This is a genomic window from Kitasatospora sp. NPDC056531, from assembly GCF_042794375.1.
In the GTDB taxonomy this organism is placed as follows: domain Bacteria; phylum Actinomycetota; class Actinomycetes; order Streptomycetales; family Streptomycetaceae; genus Kitasatospora.
Genome location: NZ_JBHTTU010000038.1, coordinates 31,333 through 49,911 on the forward strand (window position 1 = coordinate 31,333; position 18,579 = coordinate 49,911).

The window sequence follows — 18,579 nt, forward strand, 5'->3', positions numbered from 1 at the left end:
GGGGGGGCGTCCTTCTGGACAAAACGCGGGGGGGGGGGGGGGGGGGGGGGGGCCTGTGGCAGAGTGGGGGGGGCAGTGTTTGTGCCCCCTGCCTGGGGTGTTCGGGGGGGGGCCCCCAACCCACGTCCCGGTTCAGCCCTTGGCGAGCAGCGACTGGGCGTGGGCCCTGACCTGATCCTTCGTCAGATAGGCGTCGGTGTACTCGAAGTCGCGCAGACGGGCGGGCTGGCGGGCGAGGAAGCCGGTGCGGACGAAGTCGTCCCCGGCGGTCGCGTTGAGCAGCCAGTTCGCACCCACCCGGAACTTGGCCGCATTGGTGCGCATTGCCATCAGGTGGTAGCCGCGGGCCACCAACTGAGCGGGCAGGCCGTGCAGTTCGACACCGATCGGCTTGGAGACCGCGTCCTTGCCGCCGAGGTCGACCACCAGGCCCAGATCCCTGTGGTAGTACGGCTCCAGCGGCTGGTTGTGGAGCGAGGCGATCACGTTGTCGGCCACCGCGCGGCCCTGCCGGGCGGAGTGCTGGGCGGTCGGCGGGCAGACCGCGCCGTCGCCCTTGGCGAGGTCGGGGACGGCCGCCGCGTCGCCGAGCGCGAACACCCCCTCGAACTGCGGCACGCGCATCTCCGCCGTCACGGCGAGTCGGCCGCGGACCGTCTCCGCGTCCAGGGTGCCGATCAGCGGGCTGGCGGCCACGCCGGCGGTCCAGATCAGCGTGCGGCAGGGGAGCACCCGGCCGTCGGTGAACTTGACCGTCTCGGCGCTGACTTCGGCCACCGAGACGCCCAGCGACACCTCGATGCCGCGGCCCCGCAGGATCTCCAGGGCGGCGGTGCCCAGCGCGTCCCCGAGTTCCGGCATCAGCTTCGGGGCGATGTCGATCAGGTGCCACTTGATCTGCCGGGCGTCGAGCCGCGGGTAGCGGCGGGCGGCGGCGGTGGTGAGGCGCTGCAGGCAGGCGGCGGTCTCGGTGCCCGCGTAGCCGCCGCCGACCACCACGAACTGCAGCCGGGACTCTCGCTCCTTCTGGTCCAAGGTGGCCGAGGCGAGGTCGAGTTGGGAGATCACGTGGTCGCGGATGTAAGCGGCCTCGGCGAGCGTCTTCATGCCGCGGGCGTAGTCGGTGAGCCCGGGGATGTCGAAGGAGCGGGTGACGCTACCGGGGGTGAGGACCAGGACGTCGTACTTCCTCGCGACCACCTCGTCGGTGATCTTGCGGATGACGCAGACCTTGGAGGCCGGGTCCACACCGATGGCGCCGCCGGGGAGGATGTGGGTGCGGCGCAGGGATCGGCGCAGCGACACGGCCACGGACTGGGGGGTGAGGACGCCGGCGGCGACGTGGGGGAGGAGGGGGAGGTAGAGCTGGTAGCTGAACGGCGTGACCAGCGTGATCTCGGCCTCCGACGGCGCGAGCTTGCGTTCGAGGCGGCGGGCGCACTCCAAGCCGGCGAAGCCACCGCCCACGATCAGGATCCGAGGTCGTTCCATCGCTCATCCCTTTGTCGTGCAGGTCGTACCGTGAGGGTCCCCATTACTGTCCGCCACACTCGCACGGAGCAGCGGGGACTGCCACCGGGGGCGGGCGGATGAGGGAGGGGAGGGGCAGGTGGGGCGCGGGGGTTGGTGGGGACGGGTGGAGTGGGGTGCTGCCGGTGGGGTGGATGGGGGAGGGGGTTATTCGGGCGTGAGGAGGGGGTGGGCACCGATAAGCTGTCGGGTGTGCTCCCCGAGGTGACGGCGGTCCGGTATGTGACGCCACTGCGAGAAGGCGGCTCGATGCCGGGCCTGGTCGAGGCCGACGACCGGCGGCTGTACGCGCTGAAATGGGTCGGCGCGGCGCAGGGCCGCAAGGCGTTGGTGGCGGAGGTGTTGGCCGGGGAGTTGGGCCGGCGGATCGGGTTGCCGGTGCCGGAGCTGGTGACCGTCGACCTGGACCCGGTGCTCGCGCGAAGCGAGCCGGACCACCAGATCCAGGATCAGATGCGGGCCAGCGGGGGCACCAACCTCGGGATGGCCTTCGTCAGCGGCGCGCTCAACTTCGATCCGCTGTGCTTCGACGTGGACCCCGAACTCGCCGGTCAGGTGCTCTGGTTCGACGCGCTGATCGGCAACGTCGACCGCTCCTGGCGCAACCCCAACCTGTTGGTGGCGACCGGCGGGCTGCGGCTGATCGACCACGGCGCGAGCCTGATCTTCCACCACAACTGGGCGGGCGCCGCCGCCTGGGTGCGCCGTCCGTACGACGCCTCCGACCACGCGCTGCTGCGCGCCCGGCCGGACCTGGCGGCGGCGGACAAGGCGCTGGCGCCGCTCGCGGAGGCGGCGATCGAGGCCGCGGTGGCGCAGATTCCCGAGGTCTGGCTGCTGGACGAGTTCGGCTTCGACTCCCCCGAGGAGGTACGCGCCGCGTACCGTTCCCAGCTGACCGAGCGACTGGCCGGTCCGCGTGACTGGCTGCCGGAGGTGCCCGCATGACCGAGCCGCTGCCGGCCGGGCTGCCGGCCGTCGTGGAGCTGTACGACTACGAGTACGCCGTGATCCGCGCGGTGCCGAGGGTCGAGCGGGGCGAGTGCGTCAACGTCGGGGTGCTGCTGTACTGCCGGCAGAGCGCGCACCTGGCCGCGCGGACGCACCTGGACCAGGCCCGGCTGCTGGCGCTGGACCCGGTGGCGGACGTGCAGGGGGTGCGGCGGGCGCTGCAGGGGATCGAGGCGGTCTGCCTGGGTGGGCCGTCGGCTGGTCCGGCGGCCTCGGACAGCCCCGGGCAGCGGTTCCGCTGGCTGACCGCGCCGCGCAGCGCGATCGTCCAGCCGGGGCCGGTGCACACCGGGCTGACTGCGGACGCGGACGCGGAACTACGGCGGCTGTTCGACCAGCTGGTGCTCTGATCCGGCCCTGACCCGTTGTGATGCGGCCCTGATCCGCCGGGATGCGGTGCTGATCCGCTCCGGTTCTGCTCCGAATGGCGGGACTGTGAGGCGACTCGCCGACGGTTGCCGTGGTCAAAGCTTGAGTTACTGAAGCAGTGGGTCGTACGCTGGGCCCCATGGGTTCGACCTCGACGACGACCGTACCGACCAACGCCGAGCTGATGGAGGCGTTGGCCGCCGTCGGCGCCGCGTACTTCCAGGACTTCGCGGCGGCCGCGGCCCGGCACGGGCTCTCCTCCTCGCAGGCCAAGGCGCTGGGCTCAGTGCAGGAGCCGGTGCCGATGCGGGCGCTGGCCGGGCGGCTGGGCTGCGACGCGTCGAACGTGACCGGGATCGTCGACCGGCTGGAGTCGCTGGGCCTGGCCAACCGCGCGGCGGCGGCCGGTGACCGCCGGGTGAAGATCGTGGTGATCACGGAGGAGGGCCGGGAGATCCTGAACCGCATCCGCGGTGAGATGGCCCGTACCCATCGGGCCTTCGAGGCGATGACCGACGAGCAGCGGGTCGCCCTGCACTCGATCTGCGCGCAGGTCCTGCCGGTGCTGGCCGGTCGGACGGGCGGCGCGCAGCAGTAGCGGTCCGCCCGGCGCGATGGTGGCCAAGGTGCCGACGGGCGCGGGCGGTTCGGCGGGCGATTGGGCGGGCGGTTCGGCGAGCGGAACGGCGAGTCCGTCCGGGCCGCGTTCGGAATCCGGCCCGGCCGCCCCAGCCGCCGACGTTCGGCGTGACCTCGGCTGTTAGGCTTGCGAAGCGTGAGCGCGAAGCCCCAGATCCCCAATGTCCTGGCCTCCCGGTACGCCTCGGCGACCCTGGCCCAGCTGTGGTCCCCCGAGCACAAGGTGGTCCTTGAGCGCCACCTGTGGCTCGCCGTCCTGAAGGCCCAGCAGGACCTCGGTGTCGAGGTGCCGGCGAACGCCGTCGCCGACTACGAGCGGGTGATCGACCAGGTCGACCTCGGCTCGATCGCCGCCCGTGAGCGGATCACCCGCCACGACGTGAAGGCCCGCATCGAGGAGTTCAGCGAGCTCGCCGGCCACGAGCAGATCCACAAGGGCATGACCTCCCGGGATCTGACCGAGAACGTCGAGCAGCTGCAGATCCGCCAGTCCCTGGAGCACGTGCGGGACCGTACGGTGGCCGTGCTGGTGCGCCTGGCCAGCCTCGCCGCCCAGCACTCCGAGCTGGTCATGGCCGGCCGCTCGCACAACGTGGCCGCGCAGGCCACCACCCTGGGCAAGCGCTTCGCGTCGATCGCCGACGAGCTGCTGGTCGCCTTCCGTCGCCTGGAGGAGCTGATTGCCCGCTACCCGCTGCGCGGGATCAAGGGCCCGGTCGGCACCGCCCAGGACATGCTGGACCTGCTCGGCGGCGACACCGAGAAGCTGGCCGAGCTGGAGCGCCGGGTCGCCGGGCACCTCGGCTTCGAGAACGTGCTGACCAGCGTGGGCCAGGTCTACCCGCGCTCGCTGGACTTCGAGGTGCTCACCGCCCTCGTCCAGCTGGCCGCCGCGCCGTCCAGCCTGGCCAAGACCATCCGTTTGATGGCCGGCCACGAGCTGGTGACGGAGGGCTTCAAGGAGGGCCAGGTCGGCTCCTCTGCGATGCCGCACAAGATGAACACCCGCTCCTGTGAGCGTGTCAACGGCCTGGCCGTGATCCTGCGCGGCTACGCCTCGATGACCGGCGAGCTGGCCGGTGACCAGTGGAACGAGGGCGACGTCTCCTGCTCGGTGGTGCGCCGGGTCGCGCTGCCGGACGCCTTCTTCGCCTTCGACGGCCTGCTGGAAACCTTCCTGACCGTCCTCGACGAGTTCGGCGCCTTCCCGGCCGTGGTCGAGGCCGAGCTGGACCGCTACCTGCCGTTCCTGGCCACCACCAAGGTGCTGATGGGCGCGGTGCGCGCGGGCGTCGGCCGGGAGACCGGGCACGAGGTCATCAAGGAGCACGCCGTCGCCTCCGCGCTGGCCATGCGCGCGGGCGCCCGGGAGAACGAGCTGCTGGACCGACTGGCCGCCGACGAGCGGATCCCGCTGGACCGGGCGGCGCTGGACGCGCTGCTGGCCGACAAGCTGTCGTTCACCGGTGCGGCCGGGGCGCAGGTCGCCGAGGTGGTCCGCCAGGTGGAGGCCGTCGCGGCGGCCTACCCGGAGGCGGCCAAGTACGCGCCCGCCGACATCCTCTGACGCGGCGTCAGTTGTCTGGCGAGGGCCCTGCCACCGTTCCGGTGGCGGGGCCCTCGGGCGTCTTGGTGTGTCCGGGGTCGAGCGGCGGGGTGGTGGTGGCGCAGGGCCAGTCGCAGTTCGGCTCGGCCACCGGGTGCTCGTCCGGGGTGAGCACGTTGCCCCGGACGGTGACGAAGGCGATCAGCCCGCCGCAGGCCAGCAGGCCCGCGCAGATCAGCATCGCGGTGTGGAAGGCGGAGTCCACCGAGGACGGCACCCGGTAGGCATCGCCGCTCAGGCCGGCCAGCGCGGGGAGGGCGGCCACCGCGAGCAGGCCGGCCGCGCGGGCGGCGGCGTTGTTGACGCCGCTGGCGATGCCCGCGTGCCGTACGTCGACGGCGGCCAGCACCGTCGCGGTCAGCGGTGCGACCAGCAGGGTCATCCCGCTGCCCATCACCGCGACGGCGGGCAGCACGTCCGCCCAGTAGGAGGAGCCGGGGCCGGTGCGCAGCATCAGCAGCACCCCGGCGGCGCAGAGCAGCGGGCCGACGGTGAGCGGGATGCGCGGGCCGATCCGCTTGCCGAGGCGGCCGGCGCGCGCCGACAGGGTCAGCATCAGCACCGTGATCGGCACCAGGGCGAAGCCCGAGACCAGGGGCGAGAAGCCGGACACGATCTGCAGTTGGACCACGAGCAGGAAGAACACCCCGCTGAAGGCCGCGTAGACGCAGAGGGTGACCAGGTTCACGGCGGTGAACAGCCGGGACGAGAACAGCCCGAGCGGCAGCATCGGATCGGGCACGCGGCGCTCGACGGCGACGAAGGCGGCGCCGAGCAGCAGGCCGATCGCGCCGGTGAGCCAGACGGCGGGGGACAGGCCCTCCCCTGCGGCGGTGAGCGCGTAGGTGATCGCGCCGAGGGCGAGTGCGGCGAGCAGTGCGCCGGGCACGTCGAAGCGGCCGGAGGCGGACTCGTCGCGGCTCTCCGGGACGTAGCGGGAGGTGACCGCGATCACGGCGGCGGCCAGCGGCAGGTTCAGCAGGAAGATCCAGCGCCAGCCGGGGCCGTCCACCAGCCAGCCGCCGAGGAAGGGGCCGATGGCCGCGGACACCCCGCCGAGGCCGGACCACAGGCCCACCGCCGCCGAGCGGTCGTCAGGATGGAAGACGGCCTGGAGCATGGCGAGCGAGCCAGGGGTGAGCAGCGCCCCGCCGATGCCCTGGACGGCGCGGGCGGCGATCAGCACGTTGATGTTCGGGGCGAGGGCGCAGGCCGCGGAGGCGGCGGCGAACCAGACCACGCCGATCAGGAAGACCTTGCGCCTTCCGTACCGGTCGCCGAGCGCGCCGCCGAGCAGGATCAGGCCCGCCAGGGTGAGCAGATAGGCGTTCAGCGTCCATTGCAGGGACGCCAGGGAGGCACCGAGGTCGGCGCCGATCCGGGGCAGGGCGACGTTCACCACGGTGCCGTCGAGCAGCGCCATGCTGGAACCGAGCACCGTTGCCAGGAGAACCCAGCGGCCCTGCGCGGTGCTCAGGCGCAGGGTGCCGGCCGTTGAGGTGGCCACGGCCTGATCCTGCGCCCGGCGGGGTGCACGTGACAAGGGTCACCGGGACGGTGTGTCCGGGGTGGTCGGTGCGTGAGCGGACGGTCACTCTGGGCCGCCGAGGTCGGCGAAGGGTCGTGGATCAGTGGCGCCGAGTGAATGGATTGTGTACGCACTGTGCTGCGGGTCATGCGGAGGGTCACCGCGCCCCGGAGGGTTGTCGCCGGTTCAAGAGATCGACATTGCTTCACCCGAACGGATGGGTTTTAGTTCAGCGACTACCTGGCCAGCCCGGGTGGACCCACCGGGTGGAACGCCGAGTCCTGCCGCTGTCCGGTGGTTCGAACTGAGCTCTGCACGGCAGGAGCGGGGGACCCACAGGTAAGTCGCCGGACCGGAGGTCCGCGCTGTTCAGCGCGAACGTCCAGGACCGGCTTGGGGTGAAGCCGCGCATGCGGCCGGGCAGCTCCAGCCCGAACCCGACAGCTCACCTCGCAGGCGTCGGAGAGGAATCCCATGCCTGCTCAGGCTCGTCGTATCGCCCTGCCCCGCGCCGCCCGCATCGGCATCGCCACCGCCGTCACCGGTGTCTCCTTCGCCCTGCCGCTCGTGACCACGATGAGCGCCCAGGCCCACAACGCCCCGGCCGCCTCGGTCGTGCAGCACGCCGCCGCCGTCGACGCCGAGTCGGCGGCCCCGGCCGCCGCCCACGAGGGCTACCGCGTCGTCGGCGGCGACAGCCTGTCCAAGATCGCTGACGCCAGGAACGTCGAGGGCGGCTGGCCCGCGTTGTACGAGCAGAACCGCTCGGTGGTCGGTGCCGACCCGAACCTGATCTTCCCGGGTCAGTGGCTGTCGCTCGCGGCCCACGCCGATGCCGCCGCCCAGTCGGCTGCTCCGGCCCAGCTGGCCGCTCCGGCCGAGCCCGCGGCCCCGGCCGAGCCCGCGGCCCCGGCCGAGCCCGCGGCCCCGGCCGAGCCGGCCGCTCCGGTCACCCAGAGCGCCGCAGCTGCCGCAGGCGCTCAGGTGCAGGTTCAGACCGAGGCCGCCAAGCCGGGCGCCCAGGTCCAGACCCGGATTCAGAACGCCGCTCCGGCTAAGGCCGTCGCTGCCGCCCCGGCTAAGGCCGTCACCGCCGCTCCGGCTAAGGCCGTCGCTGCCGCCCCGGCTAAGGCCGTCACCGCCGCTCCGGCTAAGGCCGTCGCTGCCGCCCCGGTCGCCGCCACCTTCGGCTACGTCGCCCCGCTGGCCAACCCGGTGCTGGGCGAGGCCTACGGCGTGGCCGGCTCGATGTGGGCCTCCGGCCACCACACCGGCCAGGACTTCGTCGCCTCCACCGGCACCCCGGTGCGCGCGGTCGCCAACGGTGTCGTGGTGAAGGCCGGCAACGGCGGTGCCTACGGCAACGAGGTCGAGATCAAGCTCGCCGACGGCAAGTACGCCCAGTACGCGCACCTCTCCGTGATCGGTGTGAAGATCGGTCAGACCGTCACCGTCGGCCAGCGGCTCGGCCTCTCCGGCGCCACCGGCAACGTGACCGGCCCGCACCTGCACTTCGAGATCCGCACCGGGTCGGAGTACGGCTCGGACATCAACCCGGTCACCTACCTGCGGGCGCACGGCGTCGCGCTCTGACGCTGCGCAGACCCTGTTCGGACCCCGCGCTGACCGCGGGTTTCAGGAACCACCGCTGGTGCGGGGCGAATCGACCGCCCGGGATGGTCATGTCGGGTGACCGCTCGACCGGGTGATCGCCGCACTGGTGGACATGGGCGCGGGACACGCCCAAGGCCGGCCCGGCTTCGCGAGGACCCCTCGTGGAGCCGGGCCGGCCGTTGCCGTTCGCGGCTCCGGATGAGTTCGAGTGGTCGAACTGGGCGTCAACTCCTGCTGGCTTTGGCGAGATTCGTCGTCTTTTGGGCGCGGCCCCGGTCGCGCGATGCTGTCGGGCAGTCGGCGCCCGGCCTTGCTCCGCTTGCGTGAGGGTCTGGACGGGCGAGGAGGCCGTATGGCGGTCGGGAGCGGGGACGCGGTCGGGGAACGGGCCGACGCGGGCGGGGTCGACCGGTTGAAGGCGGGCTCGGTCGGCCTGGTGGGCGTGGTGTTCATGGCGGTCGCCACGGAGGCCCCGATCACCGCGATGACCGGGAACCTGCCGATCGTCGTCGGGCAGGGCAACGGGGCCGGTCGCCCGCCGCGTACATCGTGGCGACCGTGGCGCTCACGGTGATCTCGGTCGGGTACGTGGCGATGGCCCGCCACATCACGGCCGCCGGGGCGTTCTACGGGTACATCTCGCACGGGCTGGGCCGGGTCGCCGGGATGGCCTCGGGGCTGTTCGCGGTCATGGCGTACATCGTCCTCGAGGCCTCGATCATCGGCTTCTTCGCGTACTCGCTGCGCGGGCTGGTCCGTTCGCAGCTGGGGTGGACCTCGGCTGGGGTTGGTACGCGCTGTTCGGGGTGGCCGTGATCGGGGTGATGGCCTGGTTCGACCTGCACCTGACGGCGAAGGTTCTCGGGGTGGCGCTGGTGCTGGAGATCGGGGTGCCAGGCGCGGTCTCGCTGGCCGTACTGGCCTCCGGCGGCGGGCCGGACGGGATCGTGGGTGAGGCGGTGCACCCACTGAACGCGCTGAAGGGGGTGGGGAGTTCGGGCGCGGCGGGAGCCGGGTTGGGGCTGTTCTTCGCGTTCTGGTCCTGGGCGGGCTTCGAGTCGACCGCGATGTACGGGGAGGAGTCGCGCGACCCGAAGCGGGTGGTGCCGCGGGCCACCCTGGTGTCGGTGGTCGGGATCGGGCTGTTCCACGTCTTCGTGTCCTGGATGATCGTGTCCGGCAACGGAGTCGGGCACGCGATCGCGGTGGCGGGCGGGGCGGTGCCGGGCAAGGACGGGAACAGCCTGTTCTTCGACCTCTTGGGCGCGCACCTGGGGGCCTGGGCGGTGACGGTGTTCCAATGGCTCGTCGTCACCGGCTCGTTCGCCTGCGCGATGTCCTTCCACCAGTGCGCGGCACGGTACTTGTACGCGAGAGGGCGGGAGGGCTTCCTGCACCCGGCGCTCGTCGGCGGGATCGCGTTGGCGCTGGCGTTGGCGCTGGCGATGCGGCGCTGGCGGCCGGAGCGGTACGCGCGGATGGGGCGGATCGTGCTGGAGGACGCCGTCGAGCGGTGACGCCCGGGCGCGGTCAGTTCCGGCGGACGGGCAGGCCGTGCTCGGCGGCGGCCAGCAGCTCGTGCATCCGGTGGCCGAAGTCCTCGGTGTCGCCGGCGGGTTCGGGGAAGACCAGGCGGACGTCGCGGTGGCCGTGCGGGTGGTCCAGGCGCAGTACCAGGCCGTAGCGGTCGAGGGCGAGCGGGCGGATGTCCGGGTGCCCGGCGAGCAGTGCCGGGTCGAGCAGGCCGGTGAGCAGGTCGATGGCGTCGGCGTGCTCGTCGGCCAGGTGGGTGAGCAGCGCGGCCTCGTGCCGGGCCAGCGGGTCGGGGGCGGCGAGGGCGAGGTCGGCGGCGGTGAGCGCGCCGGTGCCGTACGGGGTGGCGAGGACGGCGTGGGCGACGTCCACGCGCAGGTGGACGCTGAGGCCGTCGTCGGCGAGGTGGGCCAGGTGCAGCCGGCCGGCCAGGGTGAGGCGGCCGCGGATCCGGTCGCGGACGGCGACCGGGGACACGTCGGTGACGTCGAGGACGACGGCCAGGCCCTCGGTGGCTCCGGCGGCGGCCGCGGTGAGCGGGGCGTCCAGCGGGGCGCGCAGGCGCAGCCGGGAACCGTGGACGGAGACCGGGGTGTCCAGGTCGTGGTGTTCGCCGAGGGCGCGGACGGTGAGTGAGGAGGTCGCGCTGAGCAGGCTGTGGACCCGTTCGGCGGTGGTGGGCTCGGGCACCTCGGCGTCGCCGGTGGGCAGACTCATGGACAAACCTCCCATTAGTTAGGTGAGCCTAACCTAATGTTCGTATGGAGGTGTGGCAAGTGGACGGCGGGGTGCGGCGAGGGCCCGGACGCTCGGCGGCGTCCGGGCCGTAGGGAGTCTCGCAGGGTGTCAGGCGACGACGGCCTGGCCGTCGATCTCCACCAGCACGGGCTCCTGGGGCAGTTCTACGAAGACGGTGGTGGCAGGGCTTCACGCCGCCGGGCTTGATGTTCTCCTCGATGAACTCGGCGTAGACCTCGTTCATCAGCGGGAAGTCGGCGCGCTCGGCGAGGTGGACGCGGAACATCACCACGTCCTCGATGGTGGCGCCGCCCGCCTCGACGATGGCCTTGACGTTCTCCAGCGTGCGGCGGGTCTGGGCCCTCACGTCGCCGTGGTGGAGGTACTCGCCGGTGGTCGGGTCCTGCGGGCCCTGGCCGGAGACCTGCAGGATCGGGCCCTTGCGGACGCCCTGGGAGAACATCCACGCGGGGGCGGGGGCGTCGTCGGTGCGGATCTCGGTCTTGTCGTCGATCCGGGGGTGCTCGGACATGGGGTTCCTTCGAGTGTGACGATTCGTCAATTGCTCTCGGTGCGGCCGCAGTCGGCCGATACGGCGCGGGCGGTGGCGAGCAGTCGCGGGAGGAGGTCCAGCACCTGCTCGTACGGGAGGACGACGTCGGGGACGGAGATGGAGGCGGCGGCGACCACCCGGCCGCTGGCGTCCTTGATCGGGGCGGCCACGCAGTTGATGAAGGACTCGTGCTCGGCGTGGTCCTCGGCCCAGCCCTGGGCGGCGACCTTCTCCAGCTCGGCGAGCAGCGCCTCGGGCGTCGCGAGGGTGCGCTCGGTGTGCGGGGCGAAGTCGATCCCGGCCACCACCCGGCGGCGCTCGGGCACCGGCAGGTCGGCCAGCAGCACCTTGGACACGGCGGCGCAGTGCAGCGCGGCGCGCAGGCCGATCCGGGAGTACATGCGGATCGGGTGGCGGGAGTCGAACTTGTCGATGTAGACCACCTCGCCGCCCTCGTACGCGGCCAGGTGCACGGTCTGGCCGGTGGCGGCGTTCAGCTCCGCGAGGTGCGGGGCGGCGGTCCGGCGGATGCCTCGCTGTTCCAGGGCGAGGCCGGAGAGCGCGAAGAGGCCCGCGCCGAGGTGGTAGCGGTAGGCGCAGTCGCGGTAGACGAACCGTTCCTCCTCCAGGCTCTGGAGGAGTCGGAGCACGGTGGTCTTGTGGACGCCGAGCACCTCGGCCAACTGGTCGAGGGAGCGCTCGCCCTCGCCGAGCTGGGCGAGGATGCGCAGGGCACGGGTGACGGTCTGGCTCATCGGGTTGGGGCTCCGGTCAGTGGGCTGGGGGTCGTGCTCATCGTGCCCGGGCCCGATCGGCCCGGGCCCCGGACCCGTCTTCGGCGGGCAGCGCCGGGGAGGTGATGCCCTCGGCGCTGACCCGGGTGGCGGCCCAGTCGGCGGGCGAGGCGTCGAGCAGCGCAGCCACCACGGGCTCGGGCGGCAGCTCGGCCTGGTCGCGGTCGCGCCAGAGCGCGGGGCGCCAGTTGAGGTCGAAGCTGACCAGTCGGCCCGGGCGGCGGTCGGCGAGCAGGGTGCGCAGCAAGGCCAGGCAGTCGTCGGAGAGTGCGGCGGTGATGCCGGACAGGTGCAGCAGCCGGGCGCCGGCCAGCAACGTGGCGGCGGCTGGGTCGGTGAGCAGTGCGGGGGAGAGCGCGGCGGCCGCGGAGCCGCGCCGGTGGTAGTGCAGGCGGCTGCGGCCGGGACCGAGGTCGTGCCGGTGGCCGGTGTCACCGCCGACCTCCTTGAGGTAGAGGCCGGTCGGGCGGTGCGGGTCGACCGTGACGGCGGAGACATCCACCCCGCGCGCGGTGAGCTCGGCGAGCAGGCGGCGGCCGAAGCCGTCGTCGTCGACCCGGCTGATCCAGGCGGTCGGCACGCCGAGTGCGGCCAGCGCCCCGGCCACGTTGGACTCCGCGCCGCCGACGGACAGCCGGAAGTTCTCCACCGCCTCCAGCGGGCCCGGGCGGTCCGGGAGCAGGGCGGCCATCGACTCGCCCACGCAGACGGCCCTCGGGGGAGGGCCGGGGCGGGGCGGCCCCGGGGGGTCCTGTCGCGGCATCTCCTGGGCTCCTCGTCCGCGGCCGTTCCGTCGTGCGCGGGTCGACCTGGGCCGACCGTCGATGCTTGAGCGTCGGTGTCAGACCGGCGGTGTTGGACCGTCGGTGTTCGGCCGTCAGTCGGGTCCGTTGACCGTGATCCGGCGCCGATGCTAGAACCGTGCTGCCAGCATGTGCAACCCTCGTTGCGCATGTTGCAACAAGGCGGATGGGGGAAATGGTGGAGCAGACGTTCGCAAGCGACACCAACGGGCCGGGCATCGCCGAAGGCGCGGTGGCGGCGCTCGCCGATGAGACGCTCGACTGGCGGTTCAAGGCCGCCCCGCCGGAGAGCTGGGGACACACCGCCCGGGACTGGCTCGCCACCGGCCCCACCCTCTCCTCGCTCGGCACTCCGCTGCTCACCCTCGACGGCGCCGCGCTCGACCACAACGTCCGTACCATGGCCGACTGGTGCGCCAAGGCGGGCGTCGCGCTCGCCCCGCACGGCAAGACCACCATGGCGCCCGCCCTGTGGCAGGCCCAGCTCGCCGCCGGCAGCCACGGCATCACCCTCGCCAACCTGCCGCAGGTCCGGGTCGCCCGCGCCTTCGGCGTGCAGCGGATCCTGCTCGCCAACACCCTGCTCGACCCGGCCGGGCTGGCCTGGCTCGCCGCCGAACTGCGCGTCGACCCGGGCTTCGCCTTCCTCTGCTGGACCGACTCCACCGAGGGCGTCCGGCTGATGGACGAGGGGCTGCGCGCCGCCGGGGCCGAGCGGCCGGTCGAGGTGCTGGTCGAACTCGGCGGCCCGGGCGGGCGGACCGGCGCGCGCGGGGTGGACGCGGCCGTCGAGATCGCCGCCGCCGTCCTGCGTGCCCCCACCCTGCGGCTCGCGGGCGTCGGCGGGTACGAGGGCGCGCTCGCCCACGACGCCACCGCCGAGGGGAACGCCACCGTCCGCGGCTACCTGAAGGCCCTCGGCGAGTTGCACGGCCGGCTCGCCGGCGCCTACCCGGACGGTGCGCCGCCGGTGGTCTCGGCCGGCGGCAGCGCCTACTTCGACATGGTGGTCGAGGAGTTGGCCGCGCTGCCGGAGGCCCTGGAGGTGCTGCGCTCGGGCGCGTACATCGCTCACGACGACGGCTTCTACCGGGGCATCTCGCCGCTCGCCCGGCACGGCGGCCAGGCCGCGTTCCGCGGCGCGCTGCACGGCTGGGCCCGGGTGGCCTCCCGTCCTGAGCCGCAACTGGCGCTGCTGGACGCGGGCAAGCGCGACCTGCCCTTCGACGAGGGCCTTCCGGAGCCGCAAATCGTCCGTGGGGGAGCGGAATTGACCGGCACGACGGCCCGGATCACCGCGCTCAACGACCAGCACGCCTTCCTGCGCGACGCCGGCGACCTCGCGCCGATCGGCGCGGTGCTGCGGCTCGGCGTCTCGCACCCGTGCACGGCCTTCGACAAGTGGACGGCGATCCCGGTGCTGGACTCCGCCGACGCGGCCGAGCCGAAGGTCGCCGGGCTGATCAGGACGTTCTTCTGATGACGGAGGCGGCGAGAACGGTCTTCAAGGGCGCGACGGTCGTCGACGGTACCGGCGCCGAGCGCTACCGGGCCGACGTCCGGATCGCCGACGGTCTGATCGCCGAGATCGGCCAGGGCCTGGACGCGCCGTCGGTGGTGGACGCCGACGGGCTGGTGCTCGCCCCCGGGTTCATCGACATGCACGCCCACTCCGACCTGGCCCTGTTGCTCGAACCCGAGCACCCGGCCAAGGTCACCCAGGGCGTCACCTGCGAGGTCCTCGGCCAGGACGGCCTCTCCTACGCCCCGGTGGACGACACCACGCTGCCCGCGCTGCGCCGCCAACTGGCGGGCTGGAACGGCGATCCGGAGGGCCTCGACTGGGACTGGCGTGACGTCGCCGGCTACCTGAACCGGATCGACCGCACCGGCGTCGCCGTGAACGCCTGCTACCTCGTGCCGCACGGCACACTGCGGATGCTCGCCATGGGCTGGCTCGACCGCCCGCCCACCCCGGCCGAGCTCGACCGGATGCGGCAGGTGTTGGCGAAGAGCCTGCTGGACGGCGCGGTGGGCATGTCCAGCGGCCTCAGCTACACCCCCGGGATGTACGCCGACACCGCCGAGCTGGTCGAGCTGTGCACCGTGGTGGCGGCCTACGGCGGCTTCCACGCCCCACACCAACGCTCTTACGGTGCCGGGGCGTTGGCGGGCTACGCGGAGATGGTGGAGATCTCCCGACGGTCCGGCTGCGCACTGCACCTGACCCACGCCACGATGAACTTCGGCGTCAACCGGGGCCGGGCGGGCGAACTGCTGGAGCTGGTCGACCGGGCGCTCGCCGACGGTGTCGACCTCACGCTGGACAGCTACCCCTACCTGCCCGGCTCCACCACCCTGGCCGCCCTGCTGCCGAGTTGGGCCGGCGAGGGCGGACCGGACGCGACGCTGGCGCGGCTGGCCGATCCGGCGCAGTGCGAGCGGATCCGGTACGAGGTGGAGGAGGAGGGCAGCGACGGCTGCCACGGCGTGGTCGCCGACTGGGCGACGATCCATCGCGGGCCGTACCCGGACGTGCCGCTGGTGGCCTCCGGCGGCGTGAACGCGGGCAACGCGGCCGAGTTCCTGACACAGGGCGCACTCGCGGTGTGCGCGGGGACGGACGTGGTGCCGCCGGAAGCGGTCGCGGCGGGGGACTGGGCGGAGATCACCCGGCGGGCCCGGGTGTTCACGGAGGCCTGTGGGGCGACTTTCGAACGGTAGCGGGGCGGTCGGGCCGGGATCGCGGCACCGAGCCGCGCCGACCCGCGCCGGGATCGTGCCGAGGCGGGCTGTCGGGACGGCCGGGATTGGACGAGAATCGTTGGCACCCGGCTGAGCCCGGGCAAGCCCGGCCCCTCGGCCCCGGCCCGTACGCCCCCGGAACCGGTAGGAGGACCCACCCCATGACCTCGACCCGCCCCGGGCCCGACTGGCTGGACGACGCCGTCCTCTACCAGATCTACCCCCAGACCTTCGCCGACTCCGACGGGGACGGCATCGGCGACTTCGCCGGCATCACCGAGCACCTCGACCACCTCGCCTGGCTCGGCGTGGACACGGTCTGGCTCAACCCCTGCTTCGCCTCGCCGTTCCGCGACGCCGGCTACGACGTCACCGACTACCTCACCCCGGCACCGCGCTACGGCCGCACCGAGGACCTGGTCGCGCTGGTCGAGGCGGCGCGCGGCCGGGGCATCCGGATCCTGCTGGACCTGGTCGCCGGGCATACCTCCGACCGCCACCCCTGGTTCCTGGCCGCGGCCGAGGACCCGTCCGACCACCGCTACATCTGGTCCGACCGGCAGGTGGACGGCTTCGTCGCCTCACCGGGCAGCCGCCCCGGCTGGTACCGGCCGAACTTCTTCGACTGTCAGCCCGCGCTCAACTTCGGCTACGCGCGCGGAAGTTCCGAGGAACCGTGGCGGCAGCCGGTGGACGCCGACGGTCCGCGCGCCAACCGGGCGGCGCTGCGCGGGATCATGGCCCACTGGCTCGGCCTCGGCGTGGCCGGGTTCCGGGTGGACATGGCGTACTCGCTGGTCAAGGACGACCCGGGCAAGGCCGAGACCGCCAAGCTCTGGGCCGAGCTGCGCGACTGGCTGGACCGCACCCACCCCGGGGCCGCGCTGTTCGCCGAGTGGGGCGAGCCCGCCGCCGCCGTCGCGGCCGGATTCCACGCGGACTTCTTCCTGCACTTCGGCGGCGATGACCACGGCCTTCCGCTGCGCTCGCTCTGGAACAACAACGCCGGGACGGTGGAGGAGTTCTGGCAGCAGGGCCCGTGCTACTTCGAGGCCGAGGGGCGCGGCACCCCGCAGCCGTTCCTGGACGCCTGGCGTTCCGCCGCCGAGCTGACCGAGGGCAGCGGGCACATCGTGCTGCCCACCGCCAACCACGACTTCTCCCGGCTCGCCACCGGCCCGCGCGGGGGCGAGCAACTCGCCCCCGCCTTCGCCTTCCTGCTCACCTGGCCGACCCTGCCCGCCGTCTACTACGGCGACGAGATCGGCATGCGGTACGTGCCCGGGCTGCCGGACGTCGAGGGCAGCGTGCTCGGGCCGCGCTTCAACCGGGCGGGTTCGCGGACCCCGATGCAGTGGGCGCCCGGCCCCGCCGCCGGGTTCTCCGGCGCGCCGCCCGAGCGGTTCTACCTGCCGCTGGACCCGGACCCGCGGCGCCCGGACGTGCTCTCCCAGCGGGCCGACCCGACCTCATTGCTGCACACCGTCCGGCGGCTGATCGCGCTGCGCCGGGCGCATCCGGGGCTGGGCGCCTCCGGCGGGGTGGAGGTGCGGAACGCCGGGTACCCGCTGGTGTACACCCGGGCCGGGCGGTACCTGGTGGCGGTCAACCCGCGCCGGGAGCCGGCGACGGTGCGGCTGGCGGACGGCTGGGGCGGGGTGCGGCCGCTGGAGGCGCAGGGCGTGCGGGTGGCGGACGGCGAGCTGCGGGCGGACGGGTTCTCGTACGGGGTGTTCGAGCTGTCGGACTGAGCGGCTCGGGGGCGGCCCGGCTTCCGGCCGGCGTCTAGTAGTTGTAAGCTACATCCATAGATGGTTGTATTTGCCACCTGCATTAGTTGTATTTGCCACCTTGATCGAGAGCTCGCCGGAGGACGTACGAACGCCATGAGCACACCCCAGACACCCGCCGCAGCGCCCACCCTGGGGCACTCGCTCAAGCACCTCGCCGTCCACCTGCTCACCCCGCTGCTGATGTGCCTCGGCATGGCCCTCGCCTACCAGGGCGCCTTCCACCAGCCGGAGCCGAACCACCTCAAGGTCGCCGTGGTCGGGACCAGCCCGCAGGCGCGGGGGCTGGCGCAGGCGATCCAGACCAAGGCCGGTGACGCGCTCGACGTCCGCACGGTCGGCGACCGCGCCGCCGCCGAACAGCTGCTGCGCGACCGAGACCTGGTCGGCGCCTTCGTCCCGGACGCCAAGAGCCCCGAACTGATCGTGGCCAAGGGCAACTCGGACACCTCGGTGGTGGCCGCCACGGCGGTGTTCACCAACGTCACCGACAAGCAGGGCGTCCCGCTGCACGTCACCGACCTCACCACCCCCGCCAAGGGCGACCCGACCGGGCAGGGCCTGTTCTTCCTCCTGGTCGCGCTGAGCATCGGCTCCTACGCCAGCGTCGCGGCGATCGGCGCCGCCGGCGCCGGGCTGAGCCTGCGGATCCGGGCGCTGGTGGGCGTGGCGGTCTCGCTGGTCGTCAGCGTGATCGGGATCGTCACCGCCGGGCCGGTCTTCCACGTGGTCGACCACGACTACGCCGCGATCTGGGCGCTCGGCTGGCTCTACTCGGCGGGCATCGTGCTGATCGGCATCGGCCTGCACAGCTTCCTGAAGAAGTGGACCACGCTGGCCCTGATGGTGCTGTTCGTGATGCTGAACTTCACCTCCTCCGGCGGCATCTACCGGCCCGAGCTGCAGAACGGCTTCTTCGGCGCCCTGCACGGCTTCTGGACCGGCGCCGGCTTCCTGGAGGGCGCGCGCAGCATCATGTACTTCGACGGCGGCGCCGGCCTCGGCGGGCACGTGGTGACCCTGCTGGTCTGGTTGCTGCTGGGCGGGGCGGCCCTGGTCGCCGCGGCGATGTACGAGGGCCGCGGGCGGCGCCCGGTGGGGACGGCGGCGGAGGCCGAGGAGGAGATGGAGGAGGCGGTCGCGGTCTGAGAGCCGCACGACCGAACGACCTCAGAGGACTTCACCCGGTGCCAGGGGCATCGGCACCGGGTGGGGATCGGCGGCCCGGGGGGGGGGGCGGGGAGGAAGAGAGAGGGGGCGGGTCTCACCCCAAGGCCTCTTCGCCCATCCGCCTCCACGACATCCCCTCGCTCTAACTCCTTGACG

The 18,579-nt window shown here is 73.0% G+C and carries 18 protein-coding genes and 1 riboswitch; of the genes, 12 read left to right on the forward strand and 6 right to left on the reverse strand.

The features are described 5' to 3' along the window. Positions 1-132: 132 nt before the first annotated feature. Entirely contained in the window at positions 133-1,491 is a 1,359-nt protein-coding gene (locus tag ACFQ87_RS27425) for an NAD(P)/FAD-dependent oxidoreductase (RefSeq protein WP_380613493.1), read from the reverse strand. A 231-nt stretch (positions 1,492-1,722) separates the two neighbouring features. Between ACFQ87_RS27425 and ACFQ87_RS27430 the strand changes: the two genes are divergently transcribed. The 4 genes from ACFQ87_RS27430 to purB all read left to right on the forward strand — a co-directional run bounded on the left by ACFQ87_RS27430 (position 1,723) and on the right by purB (position 5,116). Then, positions 1,723-2,478, forward strand: a complete 756-nt coding sequence (locus tag ACFQ87_RS27430; protein ID WP_380613540.1) for a HipA family kinase — start codon at positions 1,723-1,725, stop codon at positions 2,476-2,478. Then, positions 2,475-2,891: a DUF3037 domain-containing protein gene (locus tag ACFQ87_RS27435; protein ID WP_380613494.1), complete on the forward strand. Its 417-nt coding sequence runs from the start codon at positions 2,475-2,477 to the stop codon at positions 2,889-2,891. The genes ACFQ87_RS27430 and ACFQ87_RS27435 overlap by 4 nt, the downstream gene beginning before the upstream one ends. 158 nt (positions 2,892-3,049) lie before the next feature. Then, positions 3,050-3,508 (forward strand): MarR family winged helix-turn-helix transcriptional regulator, encoded by a 459-nt coding sequence (locus ACFQ87_RS27440; RefSeq protein WP_380613495.1) that lies wholly within the window; start codon positions 3,050-3,052, stop codon positions 3,506-3,508. Between the two features lie 177 nt (positions 3,509-3,685). Continuing rightward, positions 3,686-5,116 carry an adenylosuccinate lyase gene (gene purB, locus ACFQ87_RS27445; protein WP_380613496.1) on the forward strand — a complete coding sequence of 477 codons (1,431 nt, stop codon included), beginning with the start codon at positions 3,686-3,688 and terminating at the stop codon, positions 5,114-5,116. A 7-nt stretch (positions 5,117-5,123) separates the two neighbouring features. Here the strand turns inward: purB and ACFQ87_RS27450 are convergent, their stop codons facing one another. Further along, entirely contained in the window at positions 5,124-6,578 is a 1,455-nt protein-coding gene (locus ACFQ87_RS27450) for an MFS transporter (RefSeq protein WP_380613541.1), read from the reverse strand. A gap of 402 nt (positions 6,579-6,980) precedes the next feature. Further along, a riboswitch (cyclic di-AMP (ydaO/yuaA leader) is annotated at positions 6,981-7,155 on the forward strand. A 2-nt stretch (positions 7,156-7,157) separates the two neighbouring features. Here ACFQ87_RS27450 and ACFQ87_RS27455 point away from each other — a divergent pair. The 4 genes from ACFQ87_RS27455 (at position 7,158) to ACFQ87_RS27470 (ending at position 9,814) form a co-directional block, all read left to right on the forward strand. Further along, positions 7,158-8,276, forward strand: coding sequence for a peptidoglycan DD-metalloendopeptidase family protein (locus ACFQ87_RS27455; RefSeq protein ID WP_380613497.1), 1,119 nt, complete (start codon positions 7,158-7,160; stop codon positions 8,274-8,276). Between the two features lie 373 nt (positions 8,277-8,649). Beyond that, on the forward strand, positions 8,650-8,871 hold the full coding sequence (locus ACFQ87_RS27460) for a hypothetical protein (RefSeq protein ID WP_380613498.1): 222 nt from the start codon (positions 8,650-8,652) through the stop codon (positions 8,869-8,871). Beyond that, positions 8,856-9,113, forward strand: coding sequence for a hypothetical protein (locus tag ACFQ87_RS27465; protein WP_380613499.1), 258 nt, complete (start codon positions 8,856-8,858; stop codon positions 9,111-9,113). Before ACFQ87_RS27460 ends, ACFQ87_RS27465 begins: the two co-directional genes overlap by 16 nt. Further along, the gene (locus ACFQ87_RS27470; RefSeq protein WP_380613500.1) at positions 9,068-9,814 is read left to right on the forward strand and encodes an APC family permease; all 747 of its coding nucleotides are present in this window, start codon (positions 9,068-9,070) and stop codon (positions 9,812-9,814) included. Before ACFQ87_RS27465 ends, ACFQ87_RS27470 begins: the two co-directional genes overlap by 46 nt. Before the next feature lie 13 nt (positions 9,815-9,827). Here the strand turns inward: ACFQ87_RS27470 and ACFQ87_RS27475 are convergent, their stop codons facing one another. The 4 genes from ACFQ87_RS27475 to ACFQ87_RS27490 are packed head-to-tail and all read right to left on the reverse strand — an operon-like array spanning position 9,828 to position 12,678. Then, positions 9,828-10,547, reverse strand: a complete 720-nt coding sequence (locus ACFQ87_RS27475; RefSeq protein ID WP_380613501.1) for a DUF2470 domain-containing protein — start codon at positions 10,545-10,547, stop codon at positions 9,828-9,830. A 28-nt stretch (positions 10,548-10,575) separates the two neighbouring features. After that, complete coding sequence (locus ACFQ87_RS27480) at positions 10,576-11,100, reverse strand: RidA family protein (protein WP_380613502.1); 525 nt, start codon at positions 11,098-11,100, stop codon at positions 10,576-10,578. A 26-nt stretch (positions 11,101-11,126) separates the two neighbouring features. Continuing rightward, entirely contained in the window at positions 11,127-11,876 is a 750-nt protein-coding gene (locus ACFQ87_RS27485; RefSeq protein ID WP_380613503.1) for an IclR family transcriptional regulator, read from the reverse strand. Between the two features lie 37 nt (positions 11,877-11,913). After that, on the reverse strand, positions 11,914-12,678 hold the full coding sequence (locus ACFQ87_RS27490) for a PfkB family carbohydrate kinase (protein ID WP_380613504.1): 765 nt from the start codon (positions 12,676-12,678) through the stop codon (positions 11,914-11,916). 215 nt (positions 12,679-12,893) lie between these two features. Between ACFQ87_RS27490 and ACFQ87_RS27495 the strand changes: the two genes are divergently transcribed. The 4 genes from ACFQ87_RS27495 (at position 12,894) to ACFQ87_RS27510 (ending at position 18,402) form a co-directional block, all read left to right on the forward strand. Next, positions 12,894-14,198 carry an amino acid deaminase gene (locus tag ACFQ87_RS27495; RefSeq protein WP_380613505.1) on the forward strand — a complete coding sequence of 435 codons (1,305 nt, stop codon included), beginning with the start codon at positions 12,894-12,896 and terminating at the stop codon, positions 14,196-14,198. Beyond that, the gene (locus ACFQ87_RS27500; protein ID WP_380613506.1) at positions 14,198-15,442 is read left to right on the forward strand and encodes an amidohydrolase family protein; all 1,245 of its coding nucleotides are present in this window, start codon (positions 14,198-14,200) and stop codon (positions 15,440-15,442) included. Before ACFQ87_RS27495 ends, ACFQ87_RS27500 begins: the two co-directional genes overlap by 1 nt. Before the next feature lie 182 nt (positions 15,443-15,624). Next, on the forward strand, positions 15,625-17,214 hold the full coding sequence (locus ACFQ87_RS27505) for an alpha-amylase family glycosyl hydrolase (protein ID WP_380613507.1): 1,590 nt from the start codon (positions 15,625-15,627) through the stop codon (positions 17,212-17,214). Positions 17,215-17,349: 135 nt separating this feature from the next. After that, positions 17,350-18,402 carry a hypothetical protein gene (locus tag ACFQ87_RS27510; protein WP_380613508.1) on the forward strand — a complete coding sequence of 351 codons (1,053 nt, stop codon included), beginning with the start codon at positions 17,350-17,352 and terminating at the stop codon, positions 18,400-18,402. Positions 18,403-18,579: the final 177 nt, after the last annotated feature.

What these genes read in the sequence shown, in the direction of transcription:
- ACFQ87_RS27425 (WP_380613493.1), bottom strand. Translation starts at nt 1,491, where the DNA reads ATGGAACGACCTCGGATCCTGATCGTGGGCGGTGGCTTCGCCGGCTTG.
- ACFQ87_RS27435 (WP_380613494.1), top strand. Translation starts at nt 2,475, where the DNA reads ATGACCGAGCCGCTGCCGGCCGGGCTGCCGGCCGTCGTGGAGCTGTAC.
- ACFQ87_RS27440 (WP_380613495.1), top strand. Translation starts at nt 3,050, where the DNA reads ATGGGTTCGACCTCGACGACGACCGTACCGACCAACGCCGAGCTGATG.
- ACFQ87_RS27450 (WP_380613541.1), bottom strand. Translation starts at nt 6,578, where the DNA reads ATGGCGCTGCTCGACGGCACCGTGGTGAACGTCGCCCTGCCCCGGATC.
- ACFQ87_RS27455 (WP_380613497.1), top strand. Translation starts at nt 7,158, where the DNA reads ATGCCTGCTCAGGCTCGTCGTATCGCCCTGCCCCGCGCCGCCCGCATC.
- ACFQ87_RS27460 (WP_380613498.1), top strand. Translation starts at nt 8,650, where the DNA reads ATGGCGGTCGGGAGCGGGGACGCGGTCGGGGAACGGGCCGACGCGGGC.
- ACFQ87_RS27475 (WP_380613501.1), bottom strand. Translation starts at nt 10,547, where the DNA reads ATGAGTCTGCCCACCGGCGACGCCGAGGTGCCCGAGCCCACCACCGCC.
- ACFQ87_RS27480 (WP_380613502.1), bottom strand. Translation starts at nt 11,100, where the DNA reads ATGTCCGAGCACCCCCGGATCGACGACAAGACCGAGATCCGCACCGAC.
- ACFQ87_RS27485 (WP_380613503.1), bottom strand. Translation starts at nt 11,876, where the DNA reads ATGAGCCAGACCGTCACCCGTGCCCTGCGCATCCTCGCCCAGCTCGGC.
- ACFQ87_RS27490 (WP_380613504.1), bottom strand. Translation starts at nt 12,678, where the DNA reads ATGCCGCGACAGGACCCCCCGGGGCCGCCCCGCCCCGGCCCTCCCCCG.
- ACFQ87_RS27495 (WP_380613505.1), top strand. Translation starts at nt 12,894, where the DNA reads ATGGTGGAGCAGACGTTCGCAAGCGACACCAACGGGCCGGGCATCGCC.
- ACFQ87_RS27500 (WP_380613506.1), top strand. Translation starts at nt 14,198, where the DNA reads ATGACGGAGGCGGCGAGAACGGTCTTCAAGGGCGCGACGGTCGTCGAC.
- ACFQ87_RS27505 (WP_380613507.1), top strand. Translation starts at nt 15,625, where the DNA reads ATGACCTCGACCCGCCCCGGGCCCGACTGGCTGGACGACGCCGTCCTC.
- ACFQ87_RS27510 (WP_380613508.1), top strand. Translation starts at nt 17,350, where the DNA reads ATGAGCACACCCCAGACACCCGCCGCAGCGCCCACCCTGGGGCACTCG.